Annotated in this window: 14 protein-coding genes; 8 read left to right on the top strand and 6 right to left on the bottom strand. The window is 75.3% G+C overall.

The window, feature by feature from the left end:
* Window positions 1-2: 2 nt before the first annotated feature.
* The gene (gene glpK, locus ACH4SL_RS31795; protein ID WP_398452083.1) at window positions 3-1,622 is read right to left on the bottom strand and encodes a glycerol kinase GlpK; all 1,620 of its coding nucleotides are present in this window, start codon (window positions 1,620-1,622) and stop codon (window positions 3-5) included.
* 275 nt (window positions 1,623-1,897) lie between these two features.
* Here glpK and ACH4SL_RS31790 point away from each other — a divergent pair, with 275 nt between their 5' ends.
* The 4 genes from ACH4SL_RS31790 to ACH4SL_RS31775 all read left to right on the top strand — a co-directional run bounded on the left by ACH4SL_RS31790 (window position 1,898) and on the right by ACH4SL_RS31775 (window position 6,053).
* Window positions 1,898-2,806, top strand: coding sequence for an NUDIX hydrolase (locus ACH4SL_RS31790; RefSeq protein ID WP_398452080.1), 909 nt, complete (start codon window positions 1,898-1,900; stop codon window positions 2,804-2,806).
* Window positions 2,803-3,705 carry a molecular chaperone DnaJ gene (locus ACH4SL_RS31785; protein ID WP_398452077.1) on the top strand — a complete coding sequence of 301 codons (903 nt, stop codon included), beginning with the start codon at window positions 2,803-2,805 and terminating at the stop codon, window positions 3,703-3,705. Before ACH4SL_RS31790 ends, ACH4SL_RS31785 begins: the two co-directional genes overlap by 4 nt.
* 99 nt (window positions 3,706-3,804) lie before the next feature.
* Window positions 3,805-4,719 (top strand): hypothetical protein, encoded by a 915-nt coding sequence (locus ACH4SL_RS31780; protein ID WP_398452074.1) that lies wholly within the window; start codon window positions 3,805-3,807, stop codon window positions 4,717-4,719.
* Window positions 4,716-6,053 (top strand): adenylosuccinate synthetase, encoded by a 1,338-nt coding sequence (locus ACH4SL_RS31775; RefSeq protein WP_398452071.1) that lies wholly within the window; start codon window positions 4,716-4,718, stop codon window positions 6,051-6,053. The genes ACH4SL_RS31780 and ACH4SL_RS31775 overlap by 4 nt, the downstream gene beginning before the upstream one ends.
* On the opposite strand, the gene ACH4SL_RS31770 is transcribed toward ACH4SL_RS31775, so the two are convergent.
* Window positions 5,978-6,784, bottom strand: a complete 807-nt coding sequence (locus tag ACH4SL_RS31770; RefSeq protein WP_398452067.1) for a M15 family metallopeptidase — start codon at window positions 6,782-6,784, stop codon at window positions 5,978-5,980. The genes ACH4SL_RS31775 and ACH4SL_RS31770 overlap by 76 nt on opposite strands.
* 58 nt (window positions 6,785-6,842) lie before the next feature.
* Between ACH4SL_RS31770 and ACH4SL_RS31765 the strand changes: the two genes are divergently transcribed.
* Window positions 6,843-7,397 (top strand): NUDIX domain-containing protein, encoded by a 555-nt coding sequence (locus ACH4SL_RS31765; protein ID WP_398452064.1) that lies wholly within the window; start codon window positions 6,843-6,845, stop codon window positions 7,395-7,397.
* On the opposite strand, the gene ACH4SL_RS31760 is transcribed toward ACH4SL_RS31765, so the two are convergent.
* Window positions 7,364-9,757, bottom strand: a complete 2,394-nt coding sequence (locus tag ACH4SL_RS31760) for a glycoside hydrolase family 31 protein (protein ID WP_398452061.1) — start codon at window positions 9,755-9,757, stop codon at window positions 7,364-7,366. The two genes, ACH4SL_RS31765 and ACH4SL_RS31760, sit on opposite strands and share 34 nt — an antisense overlap.
* A gap of 180 nt (window positions 9,758-9,937) precedes the next feature.
* On the opposite strand from ACH4SL_RS31760, the gene ACH4SL_RS31755 reads away from it, so the two are divergent.
* On the top strand, window positions 9,938-11,959 hold the full coding sequence (locus ACH4SL_RS31755) for an acetoacetate--CoA ligase (RefSeq protein WP_398452058.1): 2,022 nt from the start codon (window positions 9,938-9,940) through the stop codon (window positions 11,957-11,959).
* A gap of 48 nt (window positions 11,960-12,007) precedes the next feature.
* On the opposite strand, the gene ACH4SL_RS31750 is transcribed toward ACH4SL_RS31755, so the two are convergent.
* Entirely contained in the window at window positions 12,008-13,336 is a 1,329-nt protein-coding gene (locus ACH4SL_RS31750; RefSeq protein ID WP_398452056.1) for an aminotransferase class I/II-fold pyridoxal phosphate-dependent enzyme, read from the bottom strand.
* Window positions 13,337-13,416: 80 nt separating this feature from the next.
* Between ACH4SL_RS31750 and ACH4SL_RS31745 the strand changes: the two genes are divergently transcribed.
* Window positions 13,417-14,745 (top strand): MFS transporter, encoded by a 1,329-nt coding sequence (locus tag ACH4SL_RS31745; protein WP_398452053.1) that lies wholly within the window; start codon window positions 13,417-13,419, stop codon window positions 14,743-14,745.
* Between the two features lie 192 nt (window positions 14,746-14,937).
* A complete protein-coding gene (locus tag ACH4SL_RS31740; protein WP_398452050.1) occupies window positions 14,938-15,780 on the top strand; it encodes a hypothetical protein in 843 nt (280 codons plus the stop codon).
* Between the two features lie 91 nt (window positions 15,781-15,871).
* Here the strand turns inward: ACH4SL_RS31740 and ptsP are convergent, their stop codons facing one another.
* Complete coding sequence (gene ptsP, locus ACH4SL_RS31735) at window positions 15,872-17,542, bottom strand: phosphoenolpyruvate--protein phosphotransferase (protein ID WP_398452047.1); 1,671 nt, start codon at window positions 17,540-17,542, stop codon at window positions 15,872-15,874.
* An 11-nt stretch (window positions 17,543-17,553) separates the two neighbouring features.
* Window positions 17,554-18,003: a PTS glucose transporter subunit IIA gene (locus ACH4SL_RS31730; protein WP_398179383.1), complete on the bottom strand. Its 450-nt coding sequence runs from the start codon at window positions 18,001-18,003 to the stop codon at window positions 17,554-17,556.
* Window positions 18,004-18,325 lie beyond the last annotated feature (322 nt).

The following is an 18,325-nucleotide window of genomic DNA, read 5'->3' as shown; positions in this document are numbered from 1 at the left end:
CGTCAGCCGACCCGCGGGCGGCGCGGCCGCACCTCGGGCTCGTCGCCGTCCAGCCAGTCCAGGCTGCGCCGGACGGCCTTCCTCCAGCGCGCGTACTCCCGTGTCCGCTCCGCCCCGCCCATCGCGGGCTCCCACCGGGCGTCCTCGCGCCAGTGCGCCCGCAGCTCGTCCGGGCCGTCCCACACGCCCGTCGCCAGGCCCGCCGCGTAGGCGGCGCCCAGGCTGGTGGTCTCGCGGACCACCGGGCGGATGACCGGCACGCCCAGCACGTCGGCCTGGTGCTGCATCAGCAGCCCGTTGCCGGTCATCCCGCCGTCCGCGCGCAGCGCCGCGATCCGCACCCCGCTGTCGCGCTGCATGGCGTCGACCACCTCGCGGGTCTGCCAGCTGGTGGCCTCCAGCACCGCCCGGGCCAGGTGCGCCCGTGTCACGTACGCGGTCAGGCCGGTGATGACCCCGCGCGCGTCGGACCGCCAGTAGGGCGCGAAGAGACCGGAGAAGGCGGGGACGACGTAGGCGCCGCCGTTGTCCAGGACGCTCGCGGCGAGCGGCTCGATCTCGTCGACCGAGCGGATCAGGCCGAGCCGGTCGCGCAGCCACTCCACGAGCGCGCCGGTGACCGCGATGGAGCCCTCCAGGCAGTACACCGGGCGCTCGCCGCCGAGCTGGTGGGCGACCGTGGTGAGCAGCCCGCTCGCCGACGGTACGGGCCGCCCGCCGGTGTTGAGCAGCAGGAAGCTTCCGGGGCCGTAGGTGTTCTTGGCCTCGCCGAGGTCGAAGCAGGTCTGCCCGAAGAGTGCGGCCTGCTGGTCGCCGAGCGCGGCGGCCACCGGCACCCCGGCGAGCCGCCCGGTGGCGGTGCCGTAGACCTCGGCGGAGGGGCGGATCCGCGGCAGGACGGCCTCGGGGATGTCCATGGCGGCGAGGATCGCCGGGTCCCAGTCCAGGGTGTGCAGGTCCATCAGCAGGGTGCGGGCGGCGTTGGTGACGTCGGTGACGTGCACCCCGCCGCGGGGGCCGCCGGTGAGGTTCCAGACCAGCCAGGAGTCGATGGTGCCGAAGGCGATCTCGCCGTTCTCCGCGCGGTGCCGCAGGCCCGGCACGCGCTCCAGCAGCCAGGCGATCTTGGGACCGGAGAAGTAGGGGGCGAGCGGCAGCCCGGTGGTCTCGCGGAAGCGGTCCTGCCCGTAGGCGCCGCCGAGTTCTGTGCACAGCCCCGCGGTGCGGGTGTCCTGCCAGACCACCGCGTTGTGCACCGGGCGGCCGGTCGCGCGGTCCCACAGCACGACCGTCTCGCGCTGGTTGGCGATGCCGAGCGCGGTGAGCTGGTCGGGCCGCAGCCCCGCCCTGGCGAGCGCGCCCGCGGCGACGGCCTGCACCTTCGCCCAGATCTCGGTGGCGTCGTGCTCGACCCAGCCGGGGCGGGGCAGGATCTGCCGGTGCTCGCGCCGGTCGGCGGCGACCACCCGGCCCGCGGCGTCGAAGACCAGGCAGCGGGTGGAGGTGGTGCCCTGGTCGATCGCGGCCACGTAGGCCTCCGGCCGGTCCGCGCGGGCGCGCGGACCGGCGGCCGGGCGTGCGGCCGGCGGGGTGGCTGCCTGGGTGGGGACGGTGCCGCTCATGTCGCGCTCCCTTGCCCGGTGGATGCCGGCCCGGCCGGCGGTGGGCGCGCGGATCCGCGGCGTGCGCGAACCCCCCACGCCGCCCCGCCTCGCGCTGCCGGAAGTGTTGCCCGGCGGTGACGGAGCGTCAAGCGGGCGTACAGCGCGGAAATCCCGGGCGGAAATCAGAGACGGAAACCGCGTGGACGGTGCCGGAGCCGGATGGTATGTTCTTCTCCAAGCGAGAAAGACTCACCTTGAGAACAACGCCGTGCGGCGGAGAGGGGGCGGTGGCCATGGCCGAGCCGGAGGGTACGCAGTCCGAGCGCGGCTTCCTCGCCGCGTACGACCCGCGCGCCTTCGACCCGATCGCGGTCACCGTGGACGTGGTCGCCCTGACCCTGCGCGCGGGTGGCCTCCAGGTACTGGCCGTGCAGCGCGGGGAACAGCCCTTCGCGGGCCGCTGGGCGCTGCCCGGCGGCTTCGTACGGGCCGGCCGCGAGTCGCTGGACGAGGCGGCGGCCCGCGAACTGGCGGAGGAGACGGGCCTTAACGCCGCGGCGCTCGGCCGCGTCCACCTCGAACAGCTCGGGTCGTACGGCAGCCCGGCGCGCGACCCGCGGATGCACGTCGTCTCGGTCGCCTACCTCGCCTTCGCCCCCGGCCTGCCCGACGCGCGGCCCGGTGGTGACGCGGCGGGCGCGGCGTGGCTGCCGGTCGAAGCAATTGCGCAGGCAATTGCAGCGACGGAGCAACCGGACACGGTGCGTGCGCGTCCCTTCGAGCAGGGTCGGCGGTCCGGAACCTACGGGGGTGGTACCGGCCGCCGGCCCGTCCCGCCGGGAGAGGCGCCCGCACCCGGCGGGGGCCTCGCCTTCGACCACGCGACGATCCTCGCCGACGGCCTGGAGCGCGCGCGGGCCAAGATCGAGTACACCCCGCTGGCCACCGCCTTCCTCGGCGAGACGTTCACCGTCTCCGAGCTGCGCGCGGTCTACGAGACGGTGTGGGGCGCCCCGCTGCACGCCGGCAACTTCCACCGCAAGGTCCTGTCCGTACCCGGCTTCGTCGAGCCCACCGGCGAGACCGCCGCCCGCCCGGGCAGCCGCGGCGGCCCCCGGGCCCGGCTCTACCGCGCCGGGGACGCCCGGCTGCTGCACCCGGCGCTGCTGCGCCCCGGCCCCGACACCGGGGACACCCCGTGACGGGCCCGGACGCCGCCTCCGGCGCCGACTTCGAAGCCGTCCCCGCGACACCCCGTGGCCCCGCTGCCCCCGACCTCCCGTCCCGATCGTCGGGCCGCACCCCGCGGCACACGTACGCCCCCGGCCCCGCACTCACCGAAGGCGACCTCGCCACGCTGCTCACCGCCCGCTACGAGGACGGCGGCGAGCACCGCACCGCCGTCCTGAAGACCGCCCGGCATCCGCGCGACAACGACCTGCTGGAGCACGAGGCCGACATCCTGGCCCGGCTGCGCAGGGTCGGCGAGGAACGCCACCGGGCCTACGCCCCCGCCCTGATCGAGAGCTTCGAGCAGCCCGGCGGGGACGGCGGCCCGCGCCGGGTCAACGCCCTCGAACCGCTCGACGGCTTCCGCACCCTCGCCGAGGTCGCCGCCGCCCACCCCGGCGGGCTCGACCCCCGGGACGCCGCATGGATGTGGCGGCGGCTGCTGACCGGGCTCGGCTGGGCGCACCGCGCCGGGCTGGTGCACGGCGCGGTCTTCCCCGAACACGTCCTGATCCACCCCGCCCTGCACGGCGTGGCGCTCGTCGACTGGTGCTACGCCACCGCGGCCGGCACCGACCTGCCCGTCCTGGTCTTCCGGCACGCCGCCGACTACCCGCCGGAGGCGCCGGCCCACCGGCCCGCGACCGCGGCCACCGACCTCCACCTCGCCGCCCGCTGCATCGCCGGCCTCATGGGCGACCGGGCCCCCGCACCGCTGCGCGCCTTCCTGCGCGGCTGCACCCTGCCCGAGCAGCACCGCCGCCCGCAGGACGCCTGGGCGCTGCTCGCCGAACTCGACGACCTGCTGGAACGCCTCTACGGCCCGCGTACCTTCCGGCCGTTCACGATGCCGCCCGCACCCGCGGGCTGACCGTACGGCACGAACCGCGCGCGGGCACCGCGCCCCTCCCGGCCACCGGGAGCGGCGGCCACCGCACACACGCACACACACCACACCCAGGGGGAAACCATGGGCAGCGGACGCTGGTCCACCGATGTCTACGACGCCGCCGAGCGCTACCGTGCCGCCTCCGGCACCGGCGCCTTCGCCTACAGCGACTCCGTGCGGCGCCGCTCGCCGCGCGACACCTGGCGCGCCCACCAGTCGCTCGACCCGCACGGCCTGACGGTGCGCGAGAGCCGCGACTCCGACGAGCACCCCACCTCGCTCGCCGTGGCCGTCCTCTTCGACGTCACCGGCTCCATGGGCGGCGTCCCGCGCACCCTGCAGACCAAGCTCCCCGACCTCTTCGGGCTGCTGCTGCGCAAGGGCTACACCCCCGACCCGCAGATCCTCTTCGGCGCGGTCGGCGACGCCACGTGCGACCGGGTGCCGCTCCAGATCGGCCAGTTCGAGTCCGACAACCGGATGGACGACGACCTCGGCAACATCCTGCTGGAGGGCGGGGGCGGCGGCCAGATGACCGAGTCCTACGAGTTGGCCCTCTACGCCATGGCGCGGCACACCTCGCTGGACTGCCACGAGAAGCGCGGCCGCCGCGGCTACCTCTTCCTCATCGGCGACGAGATGCCCTACGGCAAGGTCAAGGCCCGCGAGGTGAAGGCGGTGCTCGGCGAGACGATCCCGCAGGACATACCGGTCCAGGACGTGCTGGCCGAACTCAAGCGGAAATTCCACGTCTTCTACATCCTCCCCGCGGGCGCCTCGCACGCCGGCAACACCGACGTACTGACCCTGTGGCGCCGCCTGCTGGGCCAGAACGTCATCGAGCTGGACGACCTCGACGCGGTGTGCGAGACCATCGCGCTGACCGTGGGCCTCGGCGAGGAGGCCATCGACCTGGCCACCGGCCTCGCCGACCTCGCCGAACTGGGCTCCGACGCCGTCGACTCGGTCGCCCGAGCCCTGTCGGACCGGCGATGAGCACCGCCCGCGTCCCCGGCGGACGCCCCCACACCCTCGTGGTGGACCTCGGCTTCGGGGACGCGGGCAAGGGCGCCACCGTCGACCGGCTCTGCCGCGGCGGCGGCGTCAGCGCCGTCGTCCGCTTCAACGGCGGGGCGCAGGCGGCCCACAACGTCGTCACGCCCGACGGCCGCCACCACACCTTCGCCCAGTTCGGCTCGGGCGCCCTGCACGGGGTGCCCACCCACCTGTCCCGCTTCACCGCCGTCGACCCGCTCGCCCTCGCCGCCGAGGCCGACCACCTGCGCAGCCTCGGCCTGCCCGACCCGTACGCGCTGCTCTCCGTCGACCGCGCCGCACCGCTGGCCACGCCCTACCACGCCGCCGTGGGCCGGCTGCGCGAGCTGGCCCGCGGCGCGGCCCGGCACGGCTCGTGCGGCATGGGCGTGGGGGAGACCGCGCGCTACGCCCTCGCCCACCCCGGCGACGCGCCGACCGCGGGCGACTGCGCCTCCCGCCCCCGGCTGCTGCGCCGGCTGCGGCTGCTGCGCGACCGGCTCGCCGACGAGCTCGGCCCGCTGCCCGCCCCGCCCGTAGAGGCGTGCGCCGAGGCGTACGCGGCCTTCGCGGGCGCCGTCACCCTCACCGGCGACGACGCGCTGCGCGGCTTGGCCCGGCGCGGGCCGCTGGTCTTCGAGGGCGCCCAGGGCGTCCTGCTCGACGAGTGGCACGGCTTCCACCCGTACACCACCTGGTCGACGACGACCTTCGGCAACGCCGAGACGCTGCTGGCCGAGGCCGGCGCCGCGGGGGAGGGGCTGCGGCTCGGCGTGGTGCGCAGCTACACCACCCGGCACGGGCCCGGCCCGCTGGTCACCGAGGATCCCGAGCTGGCCGCGCTGCTGCCCGAGCCGCACAACGGCGACGGCCGCTGGCAGGGCCCCTTCCGTACCGGGCACTTCGACGCGGTCGCGCACGCCTACGCCGTCGAGGTCTGCGGGGGAGTGGACGCGCTCGCCGTGACCCATCTGGACGCCCCGGGCCGCTTCCCGTCCCTGCGGATCTGCCGCGGCTACGGCATCGACGGCGAACTGGTCGAGCACCTGCCCGCCGGTCCCCCCGGCGACCTGGAGCGGCAGGCCGCGCTGACGGCGCGGCTGCTGCGCGCCGCGCCCGCGCTGTGGGACACCCCGGGCGGCGAACCGACCCGCTGGAGCGAGGCGATCGGATCGCTGCTCGGGGCGCCCGTGGCGCTGGAGTCCTTCGGGCCGAACCGTCAGGACGTCAGGGACCTGCGGTCGACGGGGAAGTCGAAGTACGTGTCGGGGAAAGGCTCGGAATCGAGCGTGTAGTGCCACCACTCCTCGGGCAGGTTGGTGAAGCCCTGCGCCTGCATCGCGTCCATCAGCAGCATCCGGTTGGCGTGCTGCACGCCCGTCACCCGCGGGTCCAGGGTGTGCGCGAGGGTGTCGAAGCAGTCGAAGCCCGTGCCCATGTCCAGCGAGTTGTCCGGGAAGCGCTCGGCCTTCGGCCCGTAGCAGGGCGTCAGCGGCTCACCGGGCCGGTAGGGGCGGGTCGGCAGCGCGGGCAGCGGCACCACCGTCAGGTCCATGGTGCTGCCGCGGCTGTGCCCGGATTTCGCGGCGATGTAACCGTCCGCGAACAACCGGGTCTTGTCGACCTGCGGGTAGAACTCCGCCTTCATCTGCGTGGCGTCCAGGTCCGCGGCCCACGCGACGAAGTCGTCCACGGCCCGCTGCGGGCGGTAGCAGTCGTAGACCTTGAGCGAGTAGCCGCGCCGCAGCAGCCCCTGCTGCACCCGGTGCAGGCCCTCGGCGGCCGGGCGGGTCAGGATGCACATGGCCTTGCGGTAGCCGTCGACGGGGGCGCCGGTGAAGTTGTGCGGGGTGATGTACCGCATCTCCTGGACGATCGTCGGATCCACGTCCCGCAGCGCGACGAACTGCGCGGGCGCCTTGGGCTCCGGACGCGCCTGCACGGGCGCCGCGGAGGTGACGGTGACCGCGGCCAGTGTGGCGAGAGGCAGGACGAGTGCCCGCAGTAAAGTCGTGAGTTTCGGCATCCCCCTGGGATACCAGGGATGGGGCCCGCCGCGACAGGCGATCGGATACAGTCCCGGCGTGTCCGCGACCCCTCCCGCGCCCCCGGTGAAGAATTCCCACTGCTCCGCGTGCGGGGCGTCCTACCCCGCCGGGGCGCCCTGGCCGCGGCACTGCCCGGCGTGCGGCACCGTCGCCTACCGCAACCCGCTGCCGGTCGCCGTCGCCCTGCTGCCCGTCCGCGACAGCAGCGGCACCTCCCTCGTCGTCATCCGCCGCACCATCGAGCCGCGCCGCGGCGAACTGGCCCTGCCCGGCGGCTTCGTCGACCACGGCGAGAGCTGGCAGCACGCCGTCACCCGGGAGCTGGCCGAGGAGACCGGCATCGCCGCCGACCCCGCCGACGTCTGCCTCGCCGACGCCCTCACCGACGAGCCCGGCGGCTACCTGCTGCTCTTCGGGCTGCTGCCGGAACGCCCCGCCGCCGATCTGCCGCCGTCCGCGCCCACCGACGAGACCGACGGCCACCAGCTGCTGCGCGCCCCGCGCGAGCTGGGCTTCCCATTGCACACCCTGGCCGCCCGCCGCTGGTTCGGCGGCGGCTACGACCCGGCGCCGCGCACCCGTACGGTGTAGCCCGGCTCCTCGCCGCCGTCCCGCTCCACCACCACGGCCCCGTCCGCCCACCGCGACACGAAGCGCTCCATCCGCGGCCGGCCCCAGCCGTCCGGGTCGCCGGTGAAGAGCACCCCGCCGCCGCTGCGGTCCCGGCGCGGCGCCCACGCCTCCAGCTCCACGGCCCCGCCCTCGCCCGCGACCGGCAGCACCGCCCCGGCCCTGGCCAGCACCGGGATCCGGCCCCGGGGCGCCGCGATCCGCACCCGGGTCCGGCCGCGGTGCGCCTCGCCGGTCGCCGTGTCGTACCACAGCCCGCGCGGCAGCCGTACCGCACGCATCGTCACCCCCGGCTCCAGCACCGGCGCCACCAGCAGCGAGTCGCCCAGCAGGAAGGCGTCGCCGCAGTCCCGCAGCGCCCGGTCGCCCGGCGAATTCCACCACAGCGGGCGCACGTACGGGGCGCCGGTGCGGTGCGCGACGTGCGCGAGGGTGTCCAGGTACGGCAGCAGCCTGGCCCGCTCCGCCAGCGCGGCCCTGGCGTGCTCCAGCACCTCGGGCCCGAACTCCCACGGCTCGCGGCGCCCCGCGTCGATCGCCGAGTGGGTGCGGAAGAACGGCAGGTACGCGCCCAGCTGGAACCACCGCAGATACAGCTCCGGCGAGGGCGACCCGGTGAAGCCCCCCACGTCCGGGCCCGAGTACGGCACCCCGCACAGCCCGAGCCCCAGCACCAGCGCGAGCGAGGCGCGCAGCCCCGCCCAGCCGGTCGCGACGTCGCCCGACCAGGTGCCGCCGTAGCGCTGCATGCCCGCCCAGCCCGACCGCGAGAAGAGGAAGGGCCGCTGCTCAGGGCGCAGTTCGCGCAGGCCCTGGTAGCCCGCCGCCGCCATCGCCAGGCCGTAGACGTTGTGCGCCTGCCGGTGGTCGCCGCCCGCGCCCTCCAGTGCGTGCCGCGCCGAGCGCGGCAGCGTCGGCTCGCCGAACGCGGCGAAGGACACCGGCTCGTTCATGTCGTGCCAGACCCCGGCGAAGCCCTGTGCGAGCCGCTCCACGTACAGCCCGCCCCACCAGGTGCGCACCGCGGGGTCGGTGAAGTCGGGGAAGACCGCCTCGCCCGGCCACACCACGCCCCGCACCTCGCGCCCGCGCACGTCGCGGACGAACGCGTCCACCGCGCGCCCGCCGTCGTAGGCCCCGAGCCCCGGCTCGCGCTTGACCGCCGGGTCGACGATCGACACCAGCCGCACCCCCTGCTCCCGCAGGTCGCGGGCGAGGCCCGGCAGGTCGGGGAAGTTCGCGCGGTCCACGGTGAAGACCCGGTGGCCGTCGAGGTGGTCGATGTCCAGGTGCAGCGCCGACAGCGGCAGCCCGTGCTCGCGGTAGCCCGCCGCGACCCGGCGCACCTCCTGCTCGCTGCCGAAGCCCCACCGGGCGTGCTGGTGGCCCAGCGCCCAGCGCGGCGGCAGCGCCGGGCGGCCGGTCAGCGCCGTCCACCCGGCCAGTACCCGGGACGGCGTACCGGCGATCACCCAGTAGCGCAGCGGGCCGCCGTCCATCCGCAGCTCGCAGCCGCCGTGCCGGTCGTGCCCGGAGCCCGCTCCCTCCTCGCCGTCCCGCAGGGTGACCCGGCCGTCCCACGTGTTGTCGTGGAAGACCAGGTGGCAGCCCGCGTCGGAGACCAGCAGCTGCACGGGCATGGTGATGTACAGCGGGTCGTCGCCCGGCTCGAACGAGCCGCCCGGGTCGGTGTTCCACAACCGGTAGGTGCCCGCCGCCAGCCGCGGGCCCGCGGCCCGTCCGCCCAGCCCGTACACCCGCGCGTCGGCCGGGGTCTCCGAGCGCTGCACCCAGCGCGCCCCGCGGGTGCCCTCCGCCGCGCCCGCCGGATCCCACCAGCGCGGCGGCAGCTCCCGCCGCAGCAGCCGACCGCCGGGGGTGCGGAATTCCACCGCGCCGTGCGCGGACACCCGGACCGTCACCCGCTCCGACACCACCCGCCAGCCGTCCGGGTCCGGCTCCAGCAGCGCCCGCGGGTCGGCCTCCGGGCAGCCGCCGTCCGCCAGGCCGGGCGCCGGGCCCCACTTCGAGGGGCCCGCCAGCGCGTACGACGGCTCGGGCGCCGCGCCGTCCCAGCCGCAGAAGACCGCGCCGCCGGCCGCGACCCGCACCCGCAGCACGGACCGGGCGAAGTGCACGGTGCCGCCGCCCGGCATCGGCTCGGCCCGCACCGCGGCCCCGGGCACCCGGGCCCGCTCGGTGCCGTACGGCGGCAGGTCCCTGGCATCCGTGCGCTTCCGCCGCCATGCCGCGGCCACCGTACGCCGCCCCTGGGCGGAACCCGCCATCCGTACCGACCGCAGCAGGTCCCGTGCATCCATGGCCCCAGCTTTTCACTGCCTTCGCACGACACGCCGCCCGTTCAGCCGGTGTTCACCTTCGGGTGCGGTGGCGGACGCCACACCGGGGGCCCGCACCCTGTGGGCGACCGCCCTGGCGATCCGGCCGCCGGCATGGCATCGTCCTGACCAGCCGTGCTGTGGACCGTCCTGGAGCCGCCCATGACCAGCCCCGCCGAAGCCGACCGCGCCCCCGAGGCCCTCTGGACCCCGGGCCCCGAGCGCGTCGCCCGCGCGCAGGTGACCCGTTTCCAGAACTGGGCCCACGAGCGGCACGGCGCCCCCGCCGTACGCCCCGACGACCCCCAGGGCGGCTACGCGGCCCTGCACGACTGGTCGGTGCGCGAGAGCCGGACCTTCTGGCAGGCCCTCACCGAGTGGTACGACGTACGCTTCGGCTCCCCTTACGAGCAGGTGCTCTCCGACGACGCGATGCCCGGCGCCCGCTGGTTCCCCGGCGCGACCGTCAACTACGCCGAGCACGCGCTGCGTCCCGCGCTCGACGCCGCGCGCCGCGACCTGCCCGCCGTGCTGTACGTCGACGAGCGCATGGAGACCGGCATCCTCAGCTGGGCCGAGCTGTCCCGGCAGGTCGCCTCGCTCGCCGCGGCCCTGCGCCGCCTCGGCGTCCGCCCCGGCGACCGGGTCAGCGGCTACCTGCCCAACACCCCGCAGGCGGCCGTCGCGCTGCTGGCCACCGCCGCGGTCGGCGGCGTGTGGACCTCGTGCGCCCCCGACTTCGGCGCCCGCAGCGTCCTGGACCGCTTCCAGCAGGTCGAGCCGGTCGTGCTGTTCGCCGTCGACGGCTACCGCTACGGCGGCAAGGAGCACGACCGCACCGCGGTCGTCGCCGAGACCCGGGCGGGCCTGCCCTCGCTGCGCGCGACCGTGCACATCCCGCTGCTGGACACCCCGGCGCCCGAAGGCGCCCTGGAATGGCGCGAGCTGATCGCCGGCGACCCCGAACCCGCCTACGAGCAGGTGCCGTTCGAGCACCCGCTGTGGGTGCTGTACAGCTCCGGCACCACGGGCCTGCCCAAGGCGATCGTCCAGTCCCAGGGCGGCATCCTGCTCGAACACCTCAAGCAGACCGGTCTGCACCTCGACCTCGGGCCGGACGACCGCTTCTTCTGGTACACCTCCACCGGCTGGATGATGTGGAATTTCCTGGTGTCGGGCCTGCTGGCCGGCGCCACGGTCGTCCTCTACGACGGCAGCCCCGGTTACCCGTCGATCGAGGCGCAGTGGCGCATCGCCGAGCAGACCGGCACCACCGTCTTCGGCACCTCCGCCTCCTACGTCGTCGCCTGCCGCAAGGCCGGTGTGCACCCGGGGCGCGACTTCGACCTGTCGCGGGTGAGCTGTGTGGCCACCACCGGCTCGCCCCTGCCCCCCGACGGCTTCCGCTGGCTGCACGACGAGGTCGCCGAGGACCTGTGGATCGCCTCCGTCAGCGGCGGCACGGACGTGTGCAGCTGCTTCGCGGGCGGTGTGCCGACCCTGCCGGTCCACGTCGGCGAACTCCAGGCGCCGTGCCTGGCCACCGGCCTGGAGGCGTGGGACGCGAACGGCGAGCCGGTCGTCGACGAGGTCGGCGAGCTGGTCGTCACCAACCCGCTGCCGTCCATGCCGGTGCGCTTCTGGAACGACCCCGACGGCAGCCGCTACCACGACAGCTACTTCTCGATGTACCCCGGCGTGTGGCGGCACGGCGACTGGATCACCCGCACCTCGCGCGGCACCGTCGTCATCCACGGCCGCTCCGACTCCACGCTCAACCGGCAGGGCGTGCGCATGGGGTCCGCCGACATCTACGAGGTCGTCGAGCGGCTCCCGGAGATCCGCGAGTCCCTGGTCATCGGCATCGAGGAGCCGGACGGCGGCTACTGGATGCCGCTGTTCGTCCGGCTCGCCGACGGGGTGGAGCTCGACGACGCGCTGCGCGACCGGATCGCCGGGGCGCTGCGCTCGCAGCTCTCGCCGCGCCATGTGCCCGACGAGGTCATCGAGGTGCCCGGCGTGCCGCACACCCTCACCGGCAAGCGCATCGAGGTCCCGGTCAAACGGCTGCTCCAGGGCACCCCGCTGGACCGCGCCGTCAACCCCGGCTCCGTCGACGACCTGACGGTGCTGCGCTTCTACGAGCGGCTCGGCGCCGAACGCGCCGCCGGGCGGGGGGAGTAGCGGCGGCGGGGAGCGGTACGGGGGAGGGGGCGGCGCGCCGGGGCCGCCTCAACCGCCGTAGGTCTGGGCCGAGTCGGCGAGCACCGCCGCGAAGTCGGCCGTCAGCCGCGCGCCGTCCGCGGGCTCCAGGTCGGCGGTGGTGATCCGCACGCCCGGCATGCTGCCGATCCGGAAGCGCGCCCCGCCCGCGACCCACCAGCCGCGCGACCGCAGCCCGTTGACCACCGCGGACTCGTCCCGCACCGGCACCCACACGTTGAAGCCGCTCACCCCGTGCGCGCCGATGCCCTGCGCGGCCAGGGACGCCAGCAGCGCCGTGCGCCGCTCCTCGTAGGCGACCGCGGCCGCGGCGACCAGCGCGGTGGTGGCCGGGTCCGACATCAGCCGCACGATCGTCTCCTGCAGCACATGGCTGATCCAGCCGGATGTGAGCAGCAGCCGCCCGTCGTGCCGCGCGAGCGTGACCGGGTCGCAGGCCATCGCCGTCCAGCGCAGGTCGGTGCCCAGGTGCTTGGAGACGGTGCGGACCTGCGCCCAGCGCCCCGGCCCGTCCTGCCCCGCCGTCACCAGGGAGTGCAGCGGGCCGCCCGCGGTGTCGGCGCTGTGGTCGTCCTCCACCACCAGCACGTCCGGCGCCGTGGCGAGCACCTCCAGCAGCTCGGCCCGGCGGCCCGCCGACAGCCGTGAGCCGTACGGATTCTGCGCCCGCGGGCACAGCACGACCGCCCGCGCCCCCGCGCGCAGCGCCGCCCGCAGGCCCGCGGGCGCCATCCCCTCGTCGTCCACCGGCACCGCGAGGGTGCGCAGGCCCAGCGCCGGGACGAGGTCGAGCAGATGGTGGAAGCCCGGGTCCTCGACCGCCACCGCGTCGCCGGGCCGCAGCTCGACCGACAGCAGCCGTGAGATGCAGTCCAGCGCGCCGTGCGCGAAGGTCACCTGGCCGCCGGGCACCCCGTCCCGCTCGAACCACGCCCGGGACAGCTGCTCCAGCTCCGCGAGCCGCGGCGACGCCCGGTGCGACCTGGCCCCCGGGGAGAGCCGCCCGGGAGGCACGAGATCGGGCAGGAACGCCGGATCGGGGTGGCCGCCCGCGAGGTCGCGCAGCCCCTCGGGCACCCGCGGTGGGCGCCGCGAGGTCACCACCGGGGCCGGCGCCACCACCGTGCCGCCGCGCCCCCGGGTCACGACGATGCCGCGGCCGCGCAGCTCCTTGTACGCCGTCGCCACCGTGCCGGGGCTCACGCCGAGCGTCCCGGCCAGCGCCCGGACCGGCGGCAGCGACTCACCGGGCCGCAACCGGCCCTCGGCGACGGCCTGTTCGGCGGACGCGGCAATCTCTCTGGCCGTACCGCCCTCGATCGCATATTGTGTTGCCACAAGACAGAGTATGTACCAATACAAAAGAGTTGGCAAGGGCCGGGAACCGGTCCGCGCCACCGGGCGAAGGACGTGACGCCGTGCAGGGGGCACCGATCGTGCAGCGGGCAGCGAAGGCACTGAAGTTCCCGGAGATACCCGGCGGCCCGGACGGCCGCCGGATGCTGTGGATCAACCTCGTCGACAAGACCGGCTCCGGCCTCTGGTACTCCGTCACCGCGCTGTACTTCGTCGTCGTCGCAGGGCTCGACACCCGCAGCACCGGCCTGCTGCTCGGCCTCGGCGGCGTCGCGGGCGTCGCGGGCGCCCCGCTCGCCGGACGCCTCGCCGACCGGCTCCCGCTCACCCGCGTCCTGCTCGCCGTCCAACTGCTGCGCGCCGCCTCCGGCCTGCTCCTGCTGCTCGCCCACGGCTTCTGGCAACTGCTGCCGCTCGTCGCGGTCGGCAGCTTCGGCGAACGCTCCGCCTCCGTCCTCACCAAGCTCTTCGCCGCCCGCGTCGCGGGCCAGGACCGCGCCCGCTACCAGGCCGTCCAGCGCACCGTCGTCAACGTCGGCTACACCGTCGGCGGTCTGGCCGCCTCCGCCGCGCTGGCCGTCGGCACCACCACCGTCTACCGCCTGCTGCTCCTCGGCGACGGCCTCTCCTTCCTCGTTGTCGCCCTCCTCGTCGCCCGCTGCGCCGAACCGCCCTCCGCCACCCGCACCGTCACCTCCCACGAGGCCGCGGGCGCTTCGACGCCCCGCACCCCGCCCGCCGCCGCGAGCCCCTGGCGGGACGCCGGCTACCTCGGCTACGCCCTCCTCGACGCCGCGATGTTCCTGCACGGCGTGGCCCTCACCGTCGGCCTGCCGCTGTGGATCCTCACCCGCACCGACGCCCCGCACGGACTGGCCGCGAGCGTCTTCGTCATCAACACCGTCATCGTCGTCCTCCTCCAGGTCCGGATGTCCCGCTTCGCCACCACCGCCCGCGTCGCCGCCGACTCGCTGCGCCCGGTGGCCGCCTGGCTGCTGCTGTCCGGCCTGGTCACCGCCGCCGCCGTGGTGCACGACCGGTGGGCGGCGACCGCCGCGGTGCTGGCCTCCGCGGTCGCCTTCACCGTCGTGGAGATGGTCCAGTCCGCCGTCGGCTGGGAGCTGTCCGTCTGCCTCGCCCCCGAAGAGGCCCAGGGCGCCTACGTCGGCGTGTACGGCCTCGCGCAGTCCGTCGCCCGCTGCGTCGGGCCGCTGCTCGTCACCTCCGTCGTCCTGGCCGGCGGGCCCGCGGGCTGGATCGGCTTCGGCGCCGTCCTCGCCGCCGCCGCGCTCCTCCAGCGCCGCCTGGTCCTGCGCCGCCTCGCCCGCCCCGCGCCGGCACCGGAAGAGGTCGCGTTGTCAGTGGCCCCCGTTACAGTCGGTGAGCAGTAGAGAGCACACCGAATCCGCTCGCAGGGGGAGCCATGCAGAACACCGGCCACACGCACAAAGCCGCCCGGACCACCACCGGCGCCGGCGGCGGCAGCCGCTCACGTACCCGCAAAACGGTACGGACCAGGGCGCGCCGCCGCCCGCCCGGCCGCGCCGCCTACCGCCGGGCGCTGCGCCGCGAAGCCCCCACCCGTGGTCGGACTGCTCCTCGACGAGCAGGACTTCACCACCATGACCGGCTACCGGAGCTTCCCCTTCACCGACTACGGAACGTACCTGCGGCACCTCGACGCCCTGCTCCGTTCCCTGCACGCCCAGGGCGCCGGCATCGCCGTCACCCTCTTCGACCCGGACCGGTTCGCCGACCACTGCGCCGACACCCGCAGGCCACCGGACACCCCCGAGGCCCGCGTCCGCTACACCGCCGAGATCAGCACCACCGGCCCCGCCGTCCACTACACCCGCCAGCCCCTCCGCCACCTGCGCGCCAGACTCGCCCGCGCGGCGGACCTGCGCACCACCCGGGACCGCGCCGCGGACCTCCTCGCCGCCGCGGGCCGGTGCCCCGACTGCGGCGAGGCATTCGCCCACTGCGCCTTCGACCTCGCCGCCCACACCCTGCTGCGCCTGCTCGCCGCCGCGGGTCCCGGCCGCCACCACCTCGTGGCCAGCCTGCCCCCCGACGACGGCCCGCCCCTGCTCTCCGCCGCCCAGGCCACCACCACGGCAGACGGCGGCATCGACCTCGACGACGCCGAAACCACCGCCCTGTGCACGGTCATGGCCGCCGCCCGCCTCACCGCCCGCCCCGGCGGACTCGTCCTGCGCACCACCGACTCCCGCGGCATCGACACCGTCCGCGGCTGGTCCTTGCACCGCGACGGACCCCACCCCCTCACCGAGGCAGAGGTCTTCGACGCCTACTGCACCGACCCCGAGACCGGCGACGTCCTCCCGCCCGAGCCCGGAGTGCGCTACCGCGCCGGCCTCGACCTGCCGCCCCCGCACCCCGGCCCCGGACCCTACGACGGCTGACGGCCCGCCGGCCCGCACACGCGGAAGGGCGCCCCACCCGCAGGTGAAGCGCCCTCCGCAGCATTCCGCACCACCGCGCAGGACCGCCCGGCTACTCGCCGGACAGCACCGCCTGCACGGCCCGGCGCGCCTCGTCGGCACTGTCGGTCGCCCGCGCGGCCGCCGCCGCACGCTCGCACTGCGCCAGCGTGTACTTCGCCAGCGTCGCCCGCACGTACGGAATCGACGCCGCACCCATCGAAAGGCTGGTGACACCCAGACCCGTCAGCACACACGCCAGCAGCGGATCCGCCGCAGCCTCACCGCACACACCGCAGCTCTTGCCCTCGGCCCTGGCCGCCTCCGCGGCCAGCGCCACCAGGTCCAGCAGCGCGGGCTGCCACGGGTCCTGCAACCGCGCCACCGCACCCACCTGGCGGTCCGCGGCGAAGGCGTACTGCGCCAGGTCGTTCGTCCCCAGCGACAGGAACTCCACCTCCTGGAGCACCGACCTGGCCCGCAGCGCGGCCGACGGGATCTCCACCATCGCACCGAACTTCGCCGACAGCCCGGCCTCGCGGCACGCGTCCGCGAACGCCTTCGCGTCCTGGCGGTCCGCCACCATCGGCGCCATGACCTCCAGATACACCGGGAGCCCGGCCGCGGCGGTCGCCAGCGCCCGCAGCTGCCCGCGCAGCACCTCCGGGTGGTCCAGCAGCGACCGCAGACCCCGCACTCCCAGCGCCGGGTTCGGCTCGTCCGCCGGCGTCAGGAAGTCCAGCGGCTTGTCGGCGCCGGCGTCCAGCACCCGCACCACGACCCGGCCGCCGGGGAAGGCCTCCAGTACCTGCCGGTAGGCCTCGACCTGCTTCTCCTCCGACGGCGCCTGCGCCGAGTCGTCGAGGAAGAGGAACTCGGTACGGAACAGCCCGACGCCCTCCGCGCCCGCCGCCACCGCGGCCGGCACATCGGCGGGCCCGCCGACGTTCGCCAGCAGCGGCACCTTGTGCCCGTCCGACGTGGCACCCGGCCCGGAAGCGGCCGCCAGCGCGGCCTTGCGCTCCTCCGCCGCGGCGGTCAGCGCCGCCACCTTCTCCGCGCCCGGCTCGACGAAGACCTCGCCCGTACTGCCGTCCACCGCGATGACCGTCCCCTCGGACAGCTCGCCCGCACCCGGCAGCGCCACGACCGCAGGCACCCCGAGCGCCCGCGCCAGGATCGCGCTGTGGCTGGTCGGCCCGCCCTCCTCGGTCACGAAGCCCAGCACCAGCGCCGGGTCCAGCAGCGCGGTGTCCGCCGGTGCCAGGTCCCGCGCGATGAGCACGTACGGCTCGTCGCTGTCCGGCACACCCGGCATCGGCACGCCCAGCAGCCGGGCCACGATGCGGTTCCGCACGTCGTCCAGGTCCGCGACCCGACCCGCCAGGTACTCCCCGGCATTCGCCAGCAGCGCCCGGTAGGAGGCGAAGGCGTCGTAGACCGCCCGCTCCGCGGTGCTGCCCACCGCCACCCGGCGCTCCACGTCCGCCAGCAGCTCGGGGTCGAGCGCCATCAGCGCCTGCGCCTCCAGCACCGCCTGCGCCTCACCGCCGGCCAGATTGCCGCGCGCCTTCAGATCCGCGGCGACCGCCTCGACGGCCTGCCGCGCCCGGCCCTGCTCGCGTGCGGTGTCCCCGGACGCGATCTGCTTGGCCGGGGGCTCCAGCACCGCGGTGCCCATGTGCCGTACCTCGCCGATCGCCACTCCGTGGCTGACACCGACACCCTGAAGCGTTGTCTCCATCGGTCCCGCCCCTACTTCCAGCTGAAAAGGGTGTCGCCGGCGGCCACGTCCGCGGCCTCCACCAGTCCGGCCAGCGCGTCCGCGGTGGCCTCCAGCGCGACCACGGGGCAGATCGGCGACTTGCCCGCCGCCTCCACTCCCGCCGGGTCCCAGCGCACCACCGCGTCACCGCGGGCGACGGTGTCGCCCTTGGCCACGAGCAGTTCAAAACCCTCACCGTTGAGCTGCACGGTGTCGATGCCAAGATGGGTCAGCACCCCGTGGCCCTCGTCGTCCACGACGACAAAGGCGTGCGGGTGCAGGGAGACGATCACTCCGTCCACCGGAGCCACCGCCTCACCGGGCTCGCGCACCGGGTCGATCGCCGTACCGGGACCCACCATGGCGCCGGAGAACACGGGGTCCGGCACAGCCGCGAGCCCGATGGCCCGGCCGGCGAGGGGAGACGAAACGGTCGTCATGAGGAAGCCTCCTAGGTGCGGAGTATCGAGGGCCGTCACTGCCTGTCACCGGACGGCCAGCCGCGACAGCAGCCTAAGTCATGGCAAGTGGTGATTCGGCCTGAGGCGTACCGTCCGCACACCCGTCCGGATCCCTACCCCCGATTTGCTCCGTGCAGAGCGGTCCAGTAGGTTGGCACGACCGCTTGGACGAGAACCCACGGAAACGTGCGTGCTCGGAAAACGGGTGGTAATTCCGACCGGAAATCTTCTGATAGAGTCGGAACACAACGAAGGGAAAGCCCGGAGGGGCCGGTGAAACGGTCTCGAAGGAAGCTTCCGT

The sequence above is a fragment of the Streptomyces sp. NPDC021020 genome (assembly GCF_044333285.1).
In the GTDB taxonomy this organism is placed as follows: Bacteria; Actinomycetota; Actinomycetes; order Streptomycetales; family Streptomycetaceae; genus Actinacidiphila.
The sequence above is the reverse complement of the archived record's forward strand: the minus strand, read 5'-3'. Positions and strand labels throughout refer to the sequence as shown.

Bases quoted from the DNA above. Each gene is read 5' to 3' on its own strand.
- ACH4SL_RS31760 (WP_398452061.1), bottom strand. From the start codon at position 9,757: ATGGATGCACGGGACCTGCTGCGGTCGGTACGGATGGCGGGTTCCGCC.
- ptsP (WP_398452047.1), bottom strand. From the start codon at position 17,542: ATGGAGACAACGCTTCAGGGTGTCGGTGTCAGCCACGGAGTGGCGATC.
- ACH4SL_RS31775 (WP_398452071.1), top strand. From the start codon at position 4,716: ATGAGCACCGCCCGCGTCCCCGGCGGACGCCCCCACACCCTCGTGGTG.
- ACH4SL_RS31755 (WP_398452058.1), top strand. From the start codon at position 9,938: ATGACCAGCCCCGCCGAAGCCGACCGCGCCCCCGAGGCCCTCTGGACC.
- ACH4SL_RS31780 (WP_398452074.1), top strand. From the start codon at position 3,805: ATGGGCAGCGGACGCTGGTCCACCGATGTCTACGACGCCGCCGAGCGC.
- ACH4SL_RS31790 (WP_398452080.1), top strand. From the start codon at position 1,898: ATGGCCGAGCCGGAGGGTACGCAGTCCGAGCGCGGCTTCCTCGCCGCG.
- glpK (WP_398452083.1), bottom strand. From the start codon at position 1,622: ATGAGCGGCACCGTCCCCACCCAGGCAGCCACCCCGCCGGCCGCACGC.
- ACH4SL_RS31730 (WP_398179383.1), bottom strand. From the start codon at position 18,003: ATGACGACCGTTTCGTCTCCCCTCGCCGGCCGGGCCATCGGGCTCGCG.
- ACH4SL_RS31770 (WP_398452067.1), bottom strand. From the start codon at position 6,784: ATGCCGAAACTCACGACTTTACTGCGGGCACTCGTCCTGCCTCTCGCC.